This is a genomic window from Streptomyces sp. CA-111067 (assembly GCF_050956065.1).
Classification (GTDB): domain Bacteria; phylum Actinomycetota; class Actinomycetes; order Streptomycetales; family Streptomycetaceae; genus Actinacidiphila.
The window spans coordinates 3,376,608-3,394,282 of the sequence record NZ_CP192103.1 but is presented as its reverse complement, the minus strand read 5'-3'; the positions used below and the strand labels follow the sequence as shown (position 1 = coordinate 3,394,282).

Sequence of the window (17,675 nt, the reverse complement as noted above, 5' to 3'; positions counted from 1 at the left end):
GGGGAACTGCGCGACCGGCCACGACGGTGGCGCGCCGGGGCGCCGGACTGCGGGCGCGTGTGGCGCGTCAGGTGAGGGCGGCCGGGAGGGGCGCGCTGTGGAGGACTGTCAGGGCGGAGACCGCGCGGGTCAGTGAGACGTAGAGCCGGCGCAGGCCCGTGCGCGTGTCGGGCTCGCCCTCGACGATCGCCGCCGGATCGTCCAGCACGACGAAGTCGTACTCGAGCCCCTTCGCCAGCGACGCCGGCACCAGCGTGAGCCGCGCCTCGGCCGACGTCTCCTCGCCGGGCGCGAGGTACGCGATCCCCGCGGCGCCCAGCGCAGCGGCCAACGCCGGGATCCGCGCATCCGCGGCGATCAGCCCGGTGGACCCCTCCTGCGCCAGCGACTCCTCGCACGCCCCGATCACCGCCGCGTCCAGCCCGTCGGCCTTGACCTCCCGGACCTCAAGCTCCCCGGCGGACTCCCGCACCGACACCACCGGGGCCAGCCCGGGAGCGATCGCCGGCAGCAGCCGGGACGCGAACGCGATCACCCCGCGCGGCACACGGAAGCCGCGCGTCAACTCCTCGATCCGGGCCTCCGGCTTGCCGAGATGCGTCAGCGCCTCGTCCCACGACGCGGTGGCCCACGGCGTCGTGCCCTGCGCGAGGTCACCCAGAACGGTCGCCGAGCCGGTCGAGCACCGCCGCCCCACCGCCCGGTACTGCATCGGCGACAGATCCTGCGCCTCATCCAGCACCACATGCCCCAGCGAACCGGTCCGCTGCACCAGGTCCCGCGCCTCGTCCACCAGCACCGCGTCCGCCGCCGACCACTTCGCCGAGGCCAGCCCCCGCGCGGGCTTGGCCCACAGGATCGCCACCTGCTCGTCCTCGGTGAGCAGGCCGTCGGCCGCCCGCGCCAGGAACTCCGGGTCCGACAGCAGCCGCAGCACCGTCTTCGCCGGATCCACCGGCGGCCAGCACTCCTTGACCAGCGCCTTCACCGCGGAGTTGCGGGCCACCGCGTCCTGCACCCGGTCGTCGGGCGCCTCGCCCGACCGCTCCATCTGGACGAGCAGCGCGTGCGCGATCCGCTGCGGCAGCGCGTCGTGCGCGGCGCCGTAACGGATCTCCCGGTCGGCCATCTCGCCGATGATCTCCGCCAGTTCGTAGACCGGCAGCCGCCAGCGGCGCGAGCCGCGCACCACGACCAGCGGCTCGGCCGGCTCCCGGCGGATGCCGGACCGCACCGCCCGGCGCAGCACCTCGGCCATCCGGGCGTCGCCCTTGATCCGGGCCGCGAGCGAGGAGTCGGTGCCGCGCACCTCGACATGCGCGACCAGGTCGTCCACCGTCGCCTGCTTGACCTGGAGCTCGCCCAGCGCCGGCAGCACCTGCTCGATGTACTGCAGGAACGACTTGTTCGGCCCGATCACCAGCGTCCCGGTGCGGGCCAGCCGCTCCCGGTGCGCGTAGAGCAGGAACGCCACCCGGTGCAGGCCGACCGCCGTCTTTCCGGTGCCGGGGCCGCCCTGCACGCACACCGTGCCGTTCGCCCCGGCCCGGACGATCTCGTCCTGCTCGGGCTGGATCGTCGCCACGATGTCCCGCATCGGGCCGACGCGCGGGCGCTCGATCTCGCTCTGCAGCAGCTTGCTCGTGGTGTCGGCCTCGGCCGGGTCGGTCAGGTGCTCGTCCTCGTACGCGGTGAGGTCGCCGCCGGTGTAGCCGAACCGTCGGCGCAGCCCCACGTCCTGCGGGTCGTTGCGGGTGGCCCGGTAGAACGGCTGCGAGACCGGCGCGCGCCAGTCGATCACCATCGGGTCGCCGCCGGCGTCGTGCACATGCCGCCGCCCGATGTAGAAGCTCTCGCCGTCGGCACCCTCGGACACCTCGACGCCGGGGGCGTGCTGGTAGTCGAGCCGGCCGAAGAAGAGCGGGGTGCCGGCGAGGTCGGCCAGCGCCTTGATCCGGGAGTCGATCTCACCGGCCAGGATCTTGGCGTTGACCCAGTTGCCGGTGACGTCGGAGATGTCGAGCGACTCCACGTCCGCGCGCATGGCGCGCAGCGCGGCCCGGGAGGAGGCGAGGTGGTCGCGTTCACGCTGAAGCGGGTCGTCGAGGTGCGTGTTCTGGGCGTGCGAGGGCACGGTTTTGCCTCCGGCTGCGGGATGGACTCGTTTCTGGCGTGTGCCGCCCGGTTTCCGTCCGGCCGGCGGCACTCCCGTGTTCCCAGGGAGGCGGCAAGACGCGAAATCATACGTGTCCGGCACGGGTCGGTCGAATGAATTACCCGCCGCCCGCCAGCCGCCGCGTCCTCTGCCCGGAGAACCGCCAGGCGTGTCCCGCAACGCTAGGCGCCGTGCGCGATCACGCGCGGCGCAGACCGTCCCCGCCGAGCACCACGATCTCGACCGCCGTCACCACGAAAACCCGCACCGCGCGGACCGCGCTGCCCACCCGGTGCCGCGAACCCGACGATCCCGCGCCGAGCGCCGTACCGCCGTGGACTGCTGTCGCCGGACCCGTATGAAATGTCGTAGAAGCCATATCTCCACCGTACGAAATCCCGCATCGCCGCACGTCGGGCTCAGGGCGGACCCTGTGGGCCCCGGCTCCCCCTGCGGGCTGACACCGGACCCTGACCCGGCCGTCAGGGTCATCCCCGACACCCGGCCGCGGGCGCCCGTTCCCCGCCTCATGACCCCGGCGTGATCAAACCGGTCTCGTACGCCACGATCACCGCCTGCGCCCGGTCCCGCAGCGAGAGCTTCGCCAGAATCCGTCCCACATGTGTCTTCACTGTCGCCTCACTCAGCCGGAACCGCGTGGCCACCTCCGCATTCGTCAGCCCCTTCGCCATCACCTGGAGAACCTCCAGCTCGCGCGGCGTCAGCGCCGCCAGATCCCGGTGCAGCGTGGCCGCCGCCGCGTCGCGGGAAGCGAACCGCTCGACCAGCCGGCGGGTGATCACCGGGGCGAGCAGCGCGTCGCCGGCCCTGACCAGCCGGACCGCCGACACCAGGTACTCCGGTGTGACGTCCTTGAGCAGGAACCCGCTCGCCCCCGCCGTCAGTGCCGCATACACATACCGGTCGAGGTCGAAGGTGGTCAGCATCAGGACCCGAGGCTCGTTCGGGCCGCCGGTCAGGATCCGCCGGGTGGCCTCCAGGCCGTCGAGCATCGGCATCCGGACGTCCATCAGCACCAGGTCGGGTCGGGTGCGCCGGACCGCCGCGACGGCCTCCTCGCCGTTCGCCACCTCCTCCACCACCTCGATCCCGTCGGCCTCCAGGATCATCTTGAAACCGCTCCGCACCAGCGACTGGTCGTCGGCGATCACCACCCGCATCGGCGCGCCCGCCGCGTCGTTCGACTTCACACGTCCCCCATCGGAATCACAGCCCGCACCCGGTAACCCCCGCTTATCCGGCGCCCCGCGTCGAGCGTGCCGCCATAGACCGCCAGCCTCTCCCGCAGCCCGATCAGCCCGCGCCCGTTCCCGGCGGCGGCCGAGGCCGCCGCCGACCCGCCGGTGTCGGCGACCTCGATCCGCACCTCGTCGCGAGCATGCTCGACGCTGATCCGCACCGCCGCGCCCACCGCGTGCTTGACCGTGTTCGTCAGTGCCTCCTGGACCACCCGGTACGCCGCCAGATCCACTCCTGGAGGCAGCGGCACCGGGTCGCCCGACACGGTCAGCTCGACGGGCACGCCGGTGTCACGTATCCGCCCGGCCAGCACGCCCACCTGCCCCAGACCGGGCTGCGGGGCGAGCTCCACCTCCGCCGGGTCGTCCGGATCCGCGCCCATCGTCAACAGCCCCATGACGTTCCGCAGTTCCGACAGCGCCGCCCGCCCGCCGGCCTCCACCGCGAGCAGCGCCTCCCGTGCGTCGTCCGGCGAGCTGGCCATCACCTTGCGGGCCGCGCCGGCCTGCACCGTCATCATGCTCACGTTGTGCGTCACCACGTCGTGCAACTCGCGGGCGATCCTGGCCCGTTCCTGCTCCACCGCCCGCAGCGTCGCCGCCTCGTGCTCGGTCTCCATCGTCTTCACCCGCTGCCGCCAGGTGTGCACGGTGTTGGCCGCCAGCCCGGCCGGCACCAGCAGCAGGAACGGCACGAAGCCGGGCGAGATGGCCGGGATCGTCGCATGGTGGAAGCCCAGCATCAAGACGGTGCCGAGCGTCAGGGTCAGCACCTGGGCCCGGCGCTTGGCACCGTGGACCGCCACGCTGTAGGCCGCGACCAGCGTGGACACGAAGGTGAAGAGCGTGGGGCCGTTGGTGTCCTCGGTCGGATTGGTCGAGGCGTGGAAGGCGAGGGTCGCGCCGAAGATGACCCAGAAGGCGGCCAGCGGGTAGCGGCGCCGCACCGCGAGCGGCAGCGCGGTGGCCGAGACCAGAACCAGCGCCCACAGCGGCACCGACACCGAGACCAGATGGCCGGCCTGACCGACGAGGTCGGGTGGCGGCGGCGGGGGCGGCACGGTGCCATCGCCGGGATCGAAGGGGCGGTGCTGCATGTCGTCGACGAAGCGGTACTGGCGGGTGGCGCTCTCGACCGTGAAGGCCGCGAGGAACACCGCGAGGAAGACGTCGGCCGTCCACGTCCAGCGCGAGAGCCTCTGCAAGCCGACCGGCACCCGCTGTGACAGCCTGAGCCGCGGGCGAGCGCCCCGCGCGAGGCGCCCGCGCTGCCTGAGGAACCCCCGCCGGCCGGACGGGTCGGATCCGCCCGCGCCGCCCGTACCGCCTGCGCCGCCGGTCACGCCCGGGCCGCTCGTCGCGGCGGCGATCGCACCACCCATTCCGCTCTCCACCTCGCCCGCCTCCCCACACCGGCCGTCCCGCCTGTCTTCCTGACATCGCTCAGTGTGCCAACTCGTCCCGGGCCCGCACGTCGTCCCAGCGGGGCGTCTTTCGATCTGGGGCTACGCCGATCACGTACGCCTGCGGTATGACCTGCGGCGGCATCCTCCTGGCACCGTACCCATGATCGGCACGGAGAGTGACGTGCCGCGACCGGCCCGATACGTAGCGTCGAAGACCGGCGGGCGAACCGTCGAAAGGCACTCTCACGGAGGACCTCGTGACCAGCAGGCAAGGCAGCGACGGCAGTTCATCCGCACGCGTCAGCGGCTCACCCGTCATCGACATCCGCGATGTCGGCAAGAGATACGACGAGGGGCCGCCCGCGCTCGACGGGTTGTCACTCGAGGTGCGGCAGGGCGAGGCGCTGGCCGTTCTGGGGCCGTCGGGAAGCGGCAAGTCCACGCTGCTCAACATGATCGCCGGTCTCGACCGGCCGACCGAGGGCAGCGTCACCGTCGCGGGCGTGCGGGTGGACGAGCTGAGCGAGACCGCTTCGGCCCGCTACCGGCGGGACCGGATCGGCATGGTCTTCCAGTTCTTCAACCTCCTCGACGACCTCACCGTGCTGGACAACGTGCTGCTGCCTGCCCAACTCCTCGGCCAGGACCGGTCGGGCGCCCGCGACCGGGCCGCCGAACTGCTCGGCTATCTCGGCATCAACCGGCACGCCGCCGCATATCCCGGCCGGCTGTCCGGCGGCGAACGCCAGCGGGTGGCCGTGGCCCGCGCGTTGATGAACCGCCCCGCCCTGCTGCTCGCCGACGAGCCCACCGGCGCGCTGGACACCGCGTCCGGCGCGGAGGTCAGACAGCTGCTGACCGATCTCAACGCCGACGGCCAGACGATCCTGCTGGTCACCCACGACCTGTCCCTGGCCGAGAGCTGCGCCACCCGCACGATAGAACTGGTCGACGGCCGGATCACCCGGGACAGCCGCCACCCGCGCGCCGAGACGGCGGCAGGCCGATGAGCGCGCTCGGGAAGGTCGTACGGGCCGGGGTCGGGCGGCGGCGGGTGCAGAGCGTGGTCATGGCGCTGACCACCATGATGGCGGTGGCCGCCTCGCTGATGGCCCTCGGACTCGTGGTGTCCTCGCAGGCCCCGTTCGACCACGAGTTCGGCAAGCAGCACGGCTCCCAGCTGACCGCCCGGTTCAGCGGAGCCAAGGCCACCGCGGCGCAGGTCGCCACCACCGCGCAGGCCGCCGGGGTGACGAGCAGCGCCGGGCCGTTCGCCGTCGTCGTGGCCCGACCGCAGATGCCCCCGCCCGCCGGCGCGCCGCAGGGCGCACCCTCTCCGCCGGTGACGCCGCTGACGATCGCGGGACGCCCGCAGGCGGGCGGGCCGGTGGACCGGTTGGAGGTCACCCACGGCCACTGGCCCACCGGGCCGGGCCAGATCGTGCTGACCGACGGCTGGGCCAGGGCCGATGCGCTGGGGGAGAAGGTCACGTTCGACTCGCTGCCCGGCAAGCCGGTACTGACCGTGGTCGGACTGGCCCGTTCGGCCACCAAGACCGCCGACGCCTGGGTGGCGCCCGCGCAGATCGCCGCGCTCACCGCGCCCGGCAGCACACCTGACCAGCAGATGCTGTACCGCTTCACGAAGGCAGGCAGCAGCGCGCAGATGGCCACCGACCGCTCGGCGATCGCGGCGGCGGCGCCCGCGGGCTCGCTGACCGGCGCGCTCTCGTACCTGGTGGTGAAGGCGACCGCGGTCCAGGAGTCGGCGACCTTCGTCCCGTTCGTCACGGCCTTCGGTGTACTCGGCCTGGCGATGTCGGTACTGATCGTCGGGATGGTGGTGAGCGGCGCGGTCAGCACGGGCACCCGCAGGATCGGCATCCTGAAGGCGCTCGGCTTCACCCCGGGGCAGGTCGGCCGGGCCTATGTAGGCCAGGCGCTGGTCCCGGCGGCCGTCGGCACCGCGCTGGGGCTGGTGGTCGGCAACCTGGCCGCGGTCCCGCTGCTGGCGCAGGCCCAGGACGCCTACGACAGCGGCACGTTGACGGTGGCGGGCTGGATCGACGTGGTCGTGCCGGTCGGGGTGCTCGCGATGGTGGTGGTCGCCGCGCTGGTGCCCGCGCTGCGGGCCGGGAGGCTGCGGACCGTCGAGGCGATCGCCATCGGCCGCACCCCGCGGGTCGGGCAGGGCAGGGCGGTGGCCAGGCTGGCCGGCCGGCTGCCGCTGCCCAGAGCGCTGAGCCTGGGGCTGGCGAGCCCGTTCGCCCGGCCGGCCAGGTCGCTGACGATCGGCGCCGCGATCCTCTTCGGTGCGGTCGGTGTCACCTTCGCCTACGGCCTCGGCGCCTCGCTCAACAACGTCCAGCACGCCCTGAACCGTGACACGCCGGGCGATGTGACGGTGCACGGCACGGGGCCGGTGGTCGGCGCGCCAGGCAACCACAACGCGCCGCCGCCGGGCGGCAAGCCGCCGGCGGGGTCATCCGGGACGGTCAGGCCGCCGTCCAACGCGACAGCAGTCGGGCGGGTGATCGGCGCACAGCCCGGGACGCGGGGGTATTTCTCCAGCGAGTTCATGGACGTCACGTTCGCCGGCGTGCCGGGGACGTGCACGGCGGTGGTGTACCAGGGGGACTCGGCGTGGGGCGCCTATCAGATGGTGGCCGGCCACTGGTTCAGCGGACCCGGCCAGATAGTGGTCGCCAGCCGCTTCCTGAAGGCGACCGACACGAAGGTCGGCGACCTGGTGACGCTCAACGGCGACGGGCGCAGCGAGCGGGTGCGGATCGTCGGGGAGGCGTTCACGACCGGGAACGACGGGCTGCGGGTGCTCACCGACCGGGCCACCCTCACCGCGGTCGGCCTGGCCGGGGCGTCGGACGGCCCGCCGGCCGAGTTCTCGGTGGACCTCAAGTCCGGCACCGACCAGGCGGCGTACCTGCGGCAGTTGAACGCGGACCTGGCACCGCTGCAAGCCGAGGCGTTGCTCACGCCGAGCTGGTACAGCTCCACGATCATCGCCATGGACGCGATCATCGCGACGATGACCTTGATGCTGATCCTCGTCGCCGGCCTCGGCGTGCTCAACACGGTGGTGCTCGACACCCGGGAGCGGGTGCACGACCTGGGGGTGTACAAGGCTCTGGGGATGGCGCCGCGGCAGACGGTGGCGATGGTGATCACGTCGGTGGCCGGGCTCGGGCTGCTCGCGGGCATAGTCGGGGTCCCGGTCGGGATGGCGCTGCACGGGGTGATCCTGCCGGCGATGGGCAACGCGGCCGGGACCAGGATCCCGGCGGTCGACATGGACGTCTACCACGCCTCGCAGATGGTGCTGCTCGGCCTGGGCGGCCTGCTGATAGCCGCGGCCGGGGCGCTGCTGCCCGCCGGATGGGCGGCGCGGACCCGGACGGCGACGGCGCTGCGGACGGAGTGACGCGGGTGACGGCGGGGCCGTGCGCCGAAGCGCCGCCCCGCCGTGCACCCACCCGGCACCTAGATGCCGTCGTCCTCCGCGCCGGACAGCAGGTCGTCGGCGTCGACGATGCGGTAGGCGTAGCCCTGTTCGGCCAGGAAGCGCTGGCGGTGGGCGGCGAAGTCCTGGTCGATGGTGTCGCGGGCGACCACCGAGTAGAAGCGGGCCTCGTGGCCGTCGGCCTTCGGGCGCAGCACCCGGCCCAGACGCTGTGCCTCCTCCTGGCGGGAGCCGAACGTGCCGGACACCTGGATCGCGACGGTGGCCTCGGGGAGGTCGATGGAGAAGTTCGCCACCTTGGAGACCACCAGCACCGACAGCTCGCCCTGCCGGAAGGCATCGAAGAGCTTCTCGCGCTGCGCGTTGGGCGTCTCACCCTTGATCACCGGGGCGCCCAGGTGCTCGCCGAGCTCGTCGAGCTGGTCGATGTACTGCCCGATGACCAGGGTCTGCTGCCCCCGGTGCTTGGCGACCAGCGCCTCGGTCACCTTCCGCTTGGTGGCGGTGGTGGCGCAGTACCGGTACTTCTCCTCGGTCTCGGCGGTGGCGTAGGTCAGCCGCTCGGAGTCGGTGAGGTTGACCCGGACCTCGACGCAGTCGGCGGGCGCGATGTAGCCCTGCGCCTCGATCTCCTTCCAGGGAGCGTCGAAGCGCTTCGGGCCGATCAGCGAGAAGACGTCGGACTCGCGGCCGTCCTCCCGCACCAGGGTGGCGGTCAGGCCGAGCCGGCGGCGGGCCTGGAGGTCGGCGGTGAACTTGAACACCGGGGCGGGCAGCAGATGCACCTCGTCGTAGAGGATCAGGCCCCAGTCGCGGGAGTCGAACAGCTCCAGGTGCGGGTAGACGCCCTTACGGCGGGTGGTCAGCACCTGGTAGGTGGCGATGGTGACCGGCCGGATCTCCTTGCGGGTGCCGCTGTACTCGCCGATCTCCTCCTCGGTGAGCGAGGTCCGCTTGATCAGCTCGTGCTTCCACTGCCGGGCCGAGACGGTGTTGGTCACCAGGATCAGCGTGGTGGCCTTCGCCTCGGCCATCGCACCGGCGCCGACCAGGGTCTTGCCGGCGCCGCAGGGCAGGACGACCACGCCGGAGCCGCCGTGCCAGAAGTTCTCCACGGCCTGCTTCTGGTACGGCCGCAGGCTCCAGTCGGACTCGTCGAGCTCGATCGGGTGCGCCTCGCCGTCGACGTAGCCGGCGAAGTCCTCGGCCGGCCAGCCCAGCTTGAGCAGCACCTGCTTGATCTGGCCGCGCTCGGAGGGGTGAACGGCGACGGTGTCCTGGTCGATCCGGGCGCCCACCAGCGGCTGCACCCGCTTGGAGCGCAGGATCTCCTCCAGGACCGGCCGGTCGGTGGTGGTCAGCACAAGGCCGTGTGCCGGGTCCTTGCTCAGCCGCAGCCGCCCGTAGCGGTCCATCGTCTCGGCCACGTCGACCAGCAGGGCGTGCGGCACGGGGTAGCGCGAGTACTGCACCAGGGCGTCCACCACCTGCTCGGCGTCGTGCCCGGCGGCCCGGGCGTTCCACAGGCCGAGCGGGGTCAGACGGTAGGTGTGGATGTGCTCGGGGGCCCGTTCGAGCTCCGCGAACGGGGCGATGGCGCGGCGGCAGGCGTCGGCCTCCTCGTGGTCAACCTCCAGCAGCAGCGTCTTGTCGCTCTGGACGATCAGGCAGGACACGCGTTTACCTCCGCGGACGCTTGTGGATCCGGCTGTGGATCAGGCGGGGAATCCGGCTGGGTCTCCAGGGGATTCCAGCAGTGGATCCGGCAGGGGCAACGCGTCGCGCGGCGGGGATCATCCCCCGAGCGTGGTAACCGCTACTCCGTCCAAACAGGAAATTGTACTGCGGATGGCTGGCGGTACAGCGTGTCGCAGGCCACGTGGGCGTCCGCTTGGGTACGGCGGCTGTCACCCGCCTGGCGGCCAACCCTGGGCCCGGTTGTTCCCCATCCGTACGAACCTTGGCGGTGGGCTGCGGTGGGGCACGGCGCGGGGACGGGAGGACGGGTCCGATTTGATGTTTTCTGTCGGCCATGTCCTCCATGAACCCGCAGCAGCCTTCTCCCACCCCACCTCCACAGACCTCAGCCGACGGCTCGGACGAGGCCGCGGGCGCTCCGCGCGGCAGGACCGGGTTGCGCGCCGCCGCGGCGGCCACCGCGGTCGTCGGCGCCGCCGCCGTGATGGCCGCGACCGGCCTCCTGCTCCCCGGTTCGGCGGCGGGCGCGGCGCCCGAGCCGGGAGCGACCGAGACGGCCACGGCGCAGGACGTCGGCTCGGGCCCCGGCGACAGCCGCAGTGACGAGGGGTGGGACGAGGGGTGGACGACGCCGCCCACGACCCCGCCCACGACCCCGCCGACCACCACCTGCACTCCGACCACGACGCCGCCGACCACCACCTGGACGACTCCACCGACGACGCCCCCGACAACCCCGCCCACCACTCCGCCCACCACTCCGCCGACCACCCCGCCTACGACGCCCCCCACGACTCCGCCGACCACGCCCCCGACCACTCCGCCTACGACGCCTCCGACCACGCCTCCGACGACCCCTCCGACCACGCCTCCCACCACACCCCCGACCACGCCGCCCACGACTCCACCGACGAGCCCTCCCACCACTCCGCCGACCACACCCCCCACCACGCCTCCCACCACACCCCCGACCACCACGCCCGGGCAGCTGCCGCACACCGGGGCCAGCGACATCGGGTGGATGGCGGCGTCGGCGGCCGGGGCGCTCGGCCTCGGCGGGGCGTTCGTCATGGCCACCCGGCGGCGCGGCCGGCACAACTGATCCGCTGAGCCGCCGATCGCGGGCAACCGCCGTACCCGCCGTACCGCCGTCCTCGGTACGGCGGTTGGGCCGCGCGGCGGCGCGTTCACGGCGTACGGCGGCCGGTCCGGGGTAGGCGCCGCTCACAGGTGCCTACCGAGGGGGGTCACGGTCGATGGCCGTACGAGTGGCGATGTTCCATGAGGCGCCGCGGCCGAAAGGCCCGACGCGGCGCAAGGCCTCGACGGCGGCCGACCGGAAGGCCAAGGCCGACCCCACGACGGGCACCGGGGCGTTGGCCCGCGCCCGGGCCCGGCTCAGGCCGAAGCCCGCGGAACCGGAGCCGCCGCGCAAACCCGCCCGCAAGCCCGCGGCCAAGCCCACCGCCGCCGCCCTGAAGACGAAGGCCAAGCCGCGGTCCCGTTCCGCCAAGAACGCCACGGCCGTACGTCAGCCGGCCACGATCGAGAAGTCCCCGTCCCGCTTCCGCCGGAGCACCCCCCGCCCGGCGGCCGAGACGGAAGGCACCGGAGCCGCAAAGGCGGCCGACGCCCCGCGCCGCCCCGTTCTGCAACGCCGCAGCTTCGCCGCCTCCCTCGCCCGCGCCGCGGTCATGGCGGTGGCGATCGTCTTGATGGTGGCCTTCGCCGTGGCCCTGGCGAAGGTCACCCTCGTGCCGTCGCCCGCGTCCGTGCACCTGATCCACACCAACCTGCGCCCGGGGGCGTCGATCCGCGCGTACCTGGACCAGCCGGAGCTGCGCGACTCGGTCAAGCAGATCGGCGGGAACATCGTGCTGGGCGTGCCGTTCGGCATCCTGCTCCCGATGCTCTTCCCGCGCGCCCGCGGCCTGCTGCGGGTCGCGGTGATCACGGCGTTCGTGATGGTGCTGGTGGAGGCGACCCAGGGCGCGATCGTCGAGGGCCGCGCGTTCGACATCGACGACGTCATCCTCAACACGTTCGGCGCGCTGCTCGGCTACCTCTTCCTGGGCCGCCGCCTCGGCCGCGCCCTTCACCCCCGCCGCAACCACTGGTACCAGCGCGCCAACCGCCGCAACCCCCCGCCGCCGGAGGACTGACGCAGGGTCAGGCCGGGTCTTCGGCCAGCTCCGACACCCCGGTGATCCGGTGCAGCGCGAAGGTGCGGACCTCGTCGGCCGTGTGGTCGTAGGCCGTCACGTAGCCGCCCTCGACCCGGACCGGCGCGATCACCCGCTGGCTGGCGGCGCCGTCGGCGTTGACGTACCCGATCCACAGCGACTCGCCGGTCAGGACGGCGGACTGCATCGTGGCCAGCGTGTCGGCGCTGGGGGAGCGCGGCACGTCGTCGGCGGACGGCCCGTCGGGGGAGGGGCCGCGGCGGACGGCGGTGGAGGCCCGGTCGCCCGCGCGGATCGCCTTCACCGCGGCGCCCAGCAGCTTGGCCTCGGGGACCGGCGGCCCGTCGGGCAGCGGGACCGGGGCGGTACGCGGCGGGGTGCGGTGGGCGTCGGGACGGGTGATCAGCACGTCCCCGTCGGCGGATTCGGCGGCCGGGGCCAGCCCCATCGCGCGCAGCCGGTCGAGCAGCGTCGCCGGGTCGCTCTGCGCGGCCAGCACCGTCGGGGCCAGCCGGCGCAGGCCCAGGCCGTTCGCCCGCCGGTCGGCGAGCAGCTCGCTGAGGACGGCGTCGTCGTCGCAGCGCAGATACGCGGAGGCCGCGCCGACCCGCAGCGTGCCGTGCCGCCTGGCCATGTCGTCGATCAGATAGCTGAGCGGCTGCGGCACCGGTGTGCGCGAGTGCTCGGTGAGGAACGCCTGCAGCTCGGCGGCGGTACGGCCCGCGTCCAGGGCGCGGCGCACCGAGTCGGGCGTGAAGCGGTAGACGGTGGCGCCGCCCTTGGACTCGATGTCGGCGAGCACGCCCAGCGTCTCGGCGAGCGGGGCGATCAGCGGGCCGGGCGCGACGGCGGTCAGGTCGGCCTGGAGCAGTACGTGGTCCAGCGGCTCGGGCAGCAGCGGCGCGAGCAGCGCGGTGGCCGACTCCACGGCGGCGACGGTGTCGACGGCCTTGCCCGCGCTCCCGGCCGGGGATCTGCCTCCGCCCGCCGCGGCGGCCAGCAGCGGACGGGCATGCGCGGCGAGCGCGCCGCGCCCGGTGAGGCCGAGGGTTTCGGCGTCGTGCAGGGTCCAGCCCAGCAGGTCGGCGCGCAGCGCGTCGGCGGCGGCCCGCAGCGGGCTGTCCCAGCGCAGCCGGGCCAGCAGTGCCGCCGGCGTGGCCGCCGAACCCGGCGGCAGCGAGGCGAGCAGCAGCAGCGTACGGCGGCGTACCCGGGGCGTCAGCGAACGGTCGAGCTCCGGACCGAGCGCCGCCAGCGCCCGCCCCTTCGGGTCACGGGTGCCGACCAGGCCGGGCGTCCGGGTCGCCTTCAGCCAGGCGGTGGCCAGCACCGCCCACTGCTGCTCGGCGGGCAGCAGCAGCCACTCGTCCGCGGCGGGCGTCGGCGCGTAGATCTCGTCCAGCTCGCCGTCGGTGGCGATCAGCCCGGCGGCGTAGGCGAGTTCGAGCCAGAACGCGGCCTCGGGCTCGGCCATGTCGAGGGCGGCGGCGGTGCGCTTGAGGTCGCGGACGCTGATGCCGCCGGCCCGCAGCACCGCCGGGCCGCCGGTCTCCCACGCCTTGACCAGGTCGGTGACGGTGCGGACGGAGGTGAACGCCTGGCCGGCCGCGGTCGCGTCCACGGTGCGGGGGGTGCGCTGCACCGGCTCGACGGCGGGCGGTACGGGCTCGGGCCTGCGGTGCGCCCGGCCGCCGCGCAGGGTGAGGGCCGCCTCCCGCGGCAGGACGACGTTGTGCCGTCCGGTCGGCAGCAGCAGGCCGCGCGCCAGCAGCCACTGGACGGGGGTGGTCGCGTCGGCGGCCCGTACGGGGACGGTCGCGTCGCGCACCTCGCCGTACGGCGGCCCCCACACCAGCCGGTCGAGCACGCCCCGCGCACCCTCGGGGGCGGTCGCGAGCAGCGCCCCCAGCTGCTGCGAGTCGCCGAGCAGCGCTTCGAGGGCGCCGATCGCGCTGGTCGGGTCGTGGGTGGCGGCGAGCCCGGCGTCGGCCAGGATCTCCTGCAGCCGGGCCGGCGACATGCCCGAGGTGGCCTCGCCCACGGACGGGCCGAGACCGGTCGCCGACACCACGGCCGGGGCCGGCGCGAGCACGTCACGCGCGGTGCGCACCAGCCGCAGCGGGCCGCCGTCGCCGCCCCACACCAGGCCGCACTCGCGGAGCGTGGTCACCGCGGACGGCAGCGCGTCCAGGACGGCGGCGACGAGGCCGGCGTCGAGGGGTTCGGCGCCGGCGCGGGGGACGTCACGGCGCTGCGCGATGACGTGCGCGGCGCCGGCGTCGGGATCGGAGCGGGTGCCGGCTTCGGCGCCTGTGGGGGCTTCGTCTTCGGCGCGGGTGCGCTGGTCGGAGGCGGGGGCGGGCCGCTCGCCCTGCGCCGTTCCGCCCGCCGGGCCCTCGGCGCCGTCCCCGCGTTCGCCCACCGCCGCCTCGGCGCCCGCGACGGGAGGGTGGCCCGTCATCAGGACGCGCAGCGTCTCGTACGGGGAGCCGTCCGCGGGGAGCGCCAGGGCCTCGGCGACCTGGTGGGTGAACGTGTCCAGGTGGTCGAGGGCGCGCAGCACCGACGTGCGGGTCGCCGCGCGGGTGGCGAGCTGCGTGAGGTCGTTGGGAACCGGGGTGAGCAGGTCCGGGCGGGCGCGCAGCAGGAGGGCCAGCGCGTCGTCGTCGCGGGCGCGCAGGTCCTCCGCGAGCGTGCGCGGTGCCGAGCTCTGGCCTCCAGTCGTCATTCGTTCCACATTAGCCGCCCGGCCGGGTGACGACAGCCGCCCTGACAGGCGGGTACCGTCGAGTCAGCGCGACGAAGGGGGCCCTGCGGTGGGCGTCGAGAGCGATCAGCTGGTGTTCGACTATCTGAGCCGGGTCGGCGACCTGGCGCAGACGGCGCTGCCCGCCGCCCAGCGGATGCGGCTGGTCACGCAGCTGCGCAACGACATCGACCGCGAGCGGCGCGAGAGCGACAACACGGCGACCGTGCGGCGCATCCTCGGCAGGATCGGTTCGCCGGACGAGGTGGTGGAGGCCGCCGCGGGGACGGCCGGCCCGGCCTACGAGGCGCCCCCGGCCGAGCCGCCGCCCGGCTCGTACGGGCCGTACGCCAAGCAGAAGCCGGCGCCGAAGCGGCCGTCGATGTCCAAGGGGGGTCCTGCGGACGGCGAGGACGGGCCGCAGGTGCCGACCCCGCGCAGAGGGCGGGCCGCGGCCGGGGACGACGACGCTCCCGACTGGTGGCGGGTCGGGCCGAACGGCGGGCGGACCCGGGCCGGGGACGAGCTGCTGGGGCTGCCCGGGATGACCGGCGGGGTGTTCATCCCGTTCGACGACGAGGAGCTCGCGGAGCAGAGCGGGGACCGGCCGGTGCCGCGGCGGCGCTTGGCGGCGCCGGAGGCGGACGAGACGGAGGAGGCGGCCGCCGAGTACGAGGAGGAGACGGCCGCCCGGCCGCGGCGCAGGCTGCTGCCGCGGGGGCGGGGCTGGGGGAGCCCGGTGCTTCTGCTGGCCGCGGCGCTTCTGGTGGCCGGGGCGGTGCTCGGGTCGTGGATACCATTGCTGCTCGGGTGGCTGGCGGGGTACCTCTCGCGTCGGCTGACGCGGACGCAGGCGAAGTTCGCGGTGCTCGGGATTCCCGGGGCGGCGGCGGCCGGGCTGCTCGTGTGGGTGTGGGGCCGGGACACCCGGAAGTGGGGCGATCCGATCGCGCAGGGGCAGATGGGGCACGCTTTCCAGGACGCGCTGCCGACGGCGGTGCGGGCGGCGGCGGTGACCTCAGCGCTCTACCTTCTTTGGCGCGCCCGCCGCACGGCGTGATCCCGGGATCCCGCCGCCACCTCTCCCGCCCGGCCAGCCGCCGTCGAGGCTGCGCCCGTCCCCGGCTCAAGCGCCGCCGGGACTGGTCGCGCGCACGCGGCGGGGAAACCGGGTTGACCTCTCGGGGGAGAATGGGTGGTGTGACCAAGGATCTTGCCGCGCGGGCGGCCGAGCTGACCATCGGGTTCGACCTCGACATGACGTTGATCGATTCCCGGCCGGGGATCAAGGCGGTCTATGACCGGCTCGCCGCCGAGACCGGCGTCTTCATCGACTCCGACCTCGCGGTCACCCGCCTCGGGCCCCCGCTGGACGAAGAGCTCGCGCACTGGTTTCCCGCTGAGCGCGTCGAGGAGCTGAGCGAGCGCTACCGGGCGATCTACCCGGAGTACGCGATCACGCCGACGCCCGCGATGCCCGGCGCCGTCGAGGCCGTGGACGCCGTACGCGCGGCCGGCGGCCGGCCCGTGGTCGTCACCGCCAAGTACGCGCCGAACGCGCAGCTGCACCTGGCCCAGGTCGGCATCGATGCCGAGGTGCGCGGCTGGCTGTGGGCCGAGGCCAAGGCGGAGGCGCTGATCGAGTACGGCGCGAGCGTCTACGTCGGCGACCACCTCGGCGATGTGCGTGGCGCCCGCATGGCGGGCGCGCTGTCCGTGGCGGTCACCACCGGGCCGTGCGACGCGGCCGAACTCCGCGCGGCCGGCGCCGACGTCGTGCTCACCGACCTCACCGAGTTCCCCGCCTGGCTGGCCGGTCACCGGGCCGCGGCGGCCTGATCCGGCCAGGCAGCGTAAAGGGACCGCTCAGCCCGCCTTCGAAGCCGCGCCCTGCTGCTGGCCCTGCTACTGCGCGCCCTGCCGCTGGCCGCCCTGCCGCTGCGCCAGCGCCGACCTGAGCAGCCCGACGAGTGCCACCGCCAGCCCCACCCCCATCAGCATCGACACGAAATACGCCGGAGTCGGCAGCCGGTGCGTGCCGAGCAGCAGCGGCGCGACGGTGGCGATGGTGCCCACCGCCCCGACGAGGAAGATGATCGCCCCGATCCTGACCAGCAGGTCACCGGGGCCCATGGTTTGTCTGCTCACCGGACAAGGGTAGATCCGTGCTGTGGGTGCCGGGGTACGGGACGGGAGCTCGGCGTCTTGTCAGACAGCACCAGGCCATTAGCCTGGAGCCCAGCGGGTCCCCGATGGGCCCGCCGCAGTCTTATTCAGAGCGGTTTCGCGCAGTCGAGCAATGAGGACGAGGTCGGACGTGCCTACCGGCAAGGTCAAGTGGTTCAACAGCGAGAAGGGCTTCGGCTTTCTCTCCCGCGACGACGGCGGCGACGTCTTCGTGCACTCTTCTGTCCTGCCCGACGGAGTCGCCGCGCTCAAGCCCGGCCAGCGCGTGGAATTCGGAGTCGTCGCCGGACAGCGCGGTGACCAGGCACTTTCGGTGACGCTGCTCGATCCCGCCCCCTCGGTCGCGGCGGCCCAGCGCCGTAAGCCCGATGAACTGCTGCCCATCGTCCAGGATCTGACGACTCTCCTGGAGGAGGTCGCGCGGTCTCTTCAGCGCGGCAGGTATCCGGACCGGGAGCACGGCCACAAGATCGCCTCCGTGCTGCGGGTGGTCGCCGATCAGTTGGACGTGTGAGCCCGCCGCACGCGGCGGCGTTGCCGATTTCATCCGAGTTCTACCGAGC

Annotated in this window: 14 protein-coding genes; 7 read left to right on the top strand and 7 right to left on the bottom strand. The window is 73.8% G+C overall.

What is annotated here, in order from left to right; translation table 11 throughout:
* Window positions 1-67: 67 nt before the first annotated feature.
* From ACQPW6_RS14680 to ACQPW6_RS14665, 4 genes are all read right to left on the bottom strand, one after another.
* Window positions 68-2,134, bottom strand: a complete 2,067-nt coding sequence (locus tag ACQPW6_RS14680) for a HelD family protein (protein WP_433890061.1) — start codon at window positions 2,132-2,134, stop codon at window positions 68-70.
* A 220-nt stretch (window positions 2,135-2,354) separates the two neighbouring features.
* Entirely contained in the window at window positions 2,355-2,534 is a 180-nt protein-coding gene (locus ACQPW6_RS14675) for a hypothetical protein (RefSeq protein WP_433890060.1), read from the bottom strand.
* Between the two features lie 148 nt (window positions 2,535-2,682).
* Window positions 2,683-3,336, bottom strand: coding sequence for a response regulator (locus tag ACQPW6_RS14670; protein ID WP_433894535.1), 654 nt, complete (start codon window positions 3,334-3,336; stop codon window positions 2,683-2,685).
* 26 nt (window positions 3,337-3,362) lie between these two features.
* On the bottom strand, window positions 3,363-4,619 hold the full coding sequence (locus tag ACQPW6_RS14665) for a sensor histidine kinase (RefSeq protein WP_433890059.1): 1,257 nt from the start codon (window positions 4,617-4,619) through the stop codon (window positions 3,363-3,365).
* Window positions 4,620-5,077: 458 nt separating this feature from the next.
* Here ACQPW6_RS14665 and ACQPW6_RS14660 point away from each other — a divergent pair, with 458 nt between their 5' ends.
* On the top strand, window positions 5,078-5,830 hold the full coding sequence (locus ACQPW6_RS14660) for an ABC transporter ATP-binding protein (RefSeq protein ID WP_433890058.1): 753 nt from the start codon (window positions 5,078-5,080) through the stop codon (window positions 5,828-5,830).
* Window positions 5,827-8,259, top strand: coding sequence for an FtsX-like permease family protein (locus ACQPW6_RS14655; protein ID WP_433890057.1), 2,433 nt, complete (start codon window positions 5,827-5,829; stop codon window positions 8,257-8,259). Before ACQPW6_RS14660 ends, ACQPW6_RS14655 begins: the two co-directional genes overlap by 4 nt.
* A 59-nt stretch (window positions 8,260-8,318) precedes the next feature.
* Here the strand turns inward: ACQPW6_RS14655 and ACQPW6_RS14650 are convergent, their stop codons facing one another.
* The gene (locus tag ACQPW6_RS14650) at window positions 8,319-9,974 is read right to left on the bottom strand and encodes a DNA repair helicase XPB (protein ID WP_433890056.1); all 1,656 of its coding nucleotides are present in this window, start codon (window positions 9,972-9,974) and stop codon (window positions 8,319-8,321) included.
* 356 nt (window positions 9,975-10,330) lie between these two features.
* Between ACQPW6_RS14650 and ACQPW6_RS14645 the strand changes: the two genes are divergently transcribed.
* Window positions 10,331-11,098, top strand: coding sequence for an LPXTG cell wall anchor domain-containing protein (locus ACQPW6_RS14645; protein WP_433890055.1), 768 nt, complete (start codon window positions 10,331-10,333; stop codon window positions 11,096-11,098).
* 154 nt (window positions 11,099-11,252) lie between these two features.
* Entirely contained in the window at window positions 11,253-12,158 is a 906-nt protein-coding gene (locus ACQPW6_RS14640) for a VanZ family protein (protein ID WP_433890054.1), read from the top strand.
* Window positions 12,159-12,165: 7 nt separating this feature from the next.
* Here ACQPW6_RS14640 and ACQPW6_RS14635 read toward each other — a convergent pair whose 3' ends face one another.
* On the bottom strand, window positions 12,166-14,907 hold the full coding sequence (locus ACQPW6_RS14635) for a helicase-associated domain-containing protein (RefSeq protein ID WP_433890053.1): 2,742 nt from the start codon (window positions 14,905-14,907) through the stop codon (window positions 12,166-12,168).
* Window positions 14,908-14,995: 88 nt separating this feature from the next.
* Here ACQPW6_RS14635 and ACQPW6_RS14630 point away from each other — a divergent pair, with 88 nt between their 5' ends.
* Both ACQPW6_RS14630 and ACQPW6_RS14625 read left to right on the top strand, forming a co-directional pair.
* A complete protein-coding gene (locus ACQPW6_RS14630; RefSeq protein ID WP_433890052.1) occupies window positions 14,996-15,985 on the top strand; it encodes a hypothetical protein in 990 nt (329 codons plus the stop codon).
* 131 nt (window positions 15,986-16,116) lie between these two features.
* Window positions 16,117-16,764, top strand: coding sequence for an HAD family hydrolase (locus ACQPW6_RS14625; protein WP_433890051.1), 648 nt, complete (start codon window positions 16,117-16,119; stop codon window positions 16,762-16,764).
* Window positions 16,765-16,830: 66 nt separating this feature from the next.
* Here the strand turns inward: ACQPW6_RS14625 and ACQPW6_RS14620 are convergent, their stop codons facing one another.
* On the bottom strand, window positions 16,831-17,073 hold the full coding sequence (locus tag ACQPW6_RS14620; RefSeq protein ID WP_433890050.1) for a hypothetical protein: 243 nt from the start codon (window positions 17,071-17,073) through the stop codon (window positions 16,831-16,833).
* A 169-nt stretch (window positions 17,074-17,242) separates the two neighbouring features.
* Here ACQPW6_RS14620 and ACQPW6_RS14615 point away from each other — a divergent pair, with 169 nt between their 5' ends.
* Window positions 17,243-17,626 (top strand): cold-shock protein, encoded by a 384-nt coding sequence (locus ACQPW6_RS14615; RefSeq protein WP_433890049.1) that lies wholly within the window; start codon window positions 17,243-17,245, stop codon window positions 17,624-17,626.
* Window positions 17,627-17,675: the final 49 nt, after the last annotated feature.

Coding starts and splice junctions, on each gene's coding strand:
- ACQPW6_RS14625 (WP_433890051.1), top strand. CDS start 16,117: ATGGGTGGTGTGACCAAGGATCTTGCCGCGCGGGCGGCCGAGCTGACC.
- ACQPW6_RS14670 (WP_433894535.1), bottom strand. CDS start 3,336: ATGCGGGTGGTGATCGCCGACGACCAGTCGCTGGTGCGGAGCGGTTTC.
- ACQPW6_RS14655 (WP_433890057.1), top strand. CDS start 5,827: ATGAGCGCGCTCGGGAAGGTCGTACGGGCCGGGGTCGGGCGGCGGCGG.
- ACQPW6_RS14675 (WP_433890060.1), bottom strand. CDS start 2,534: ATGGCTTCTACGACATTTCATACGGGTCCGGCGACAGCAGTCCACGGC.
- ACQPW6_RS14635 (WP_433890053.1), bottom strand. CDS start 14,907: ATGACGACTGGAGGCCAGAGCTCGGCACCGCGCACGCTCGCGGAGGAC.
- ACQPW6_RS14645 (WP_433890055.1), top strand. CDS start 10,331: ATGTCCTCCATGAACCCGCAGCAGCCTTCTCCCACCCCACCTCCACAG.
- ACQPW6_RS14640 (WP_433890054.1), top strand. CDS start 11,253: ATGGCCGTACGAGTGGCGATGTTCCATGAGGCGCCGCGGCCGAAAGGC.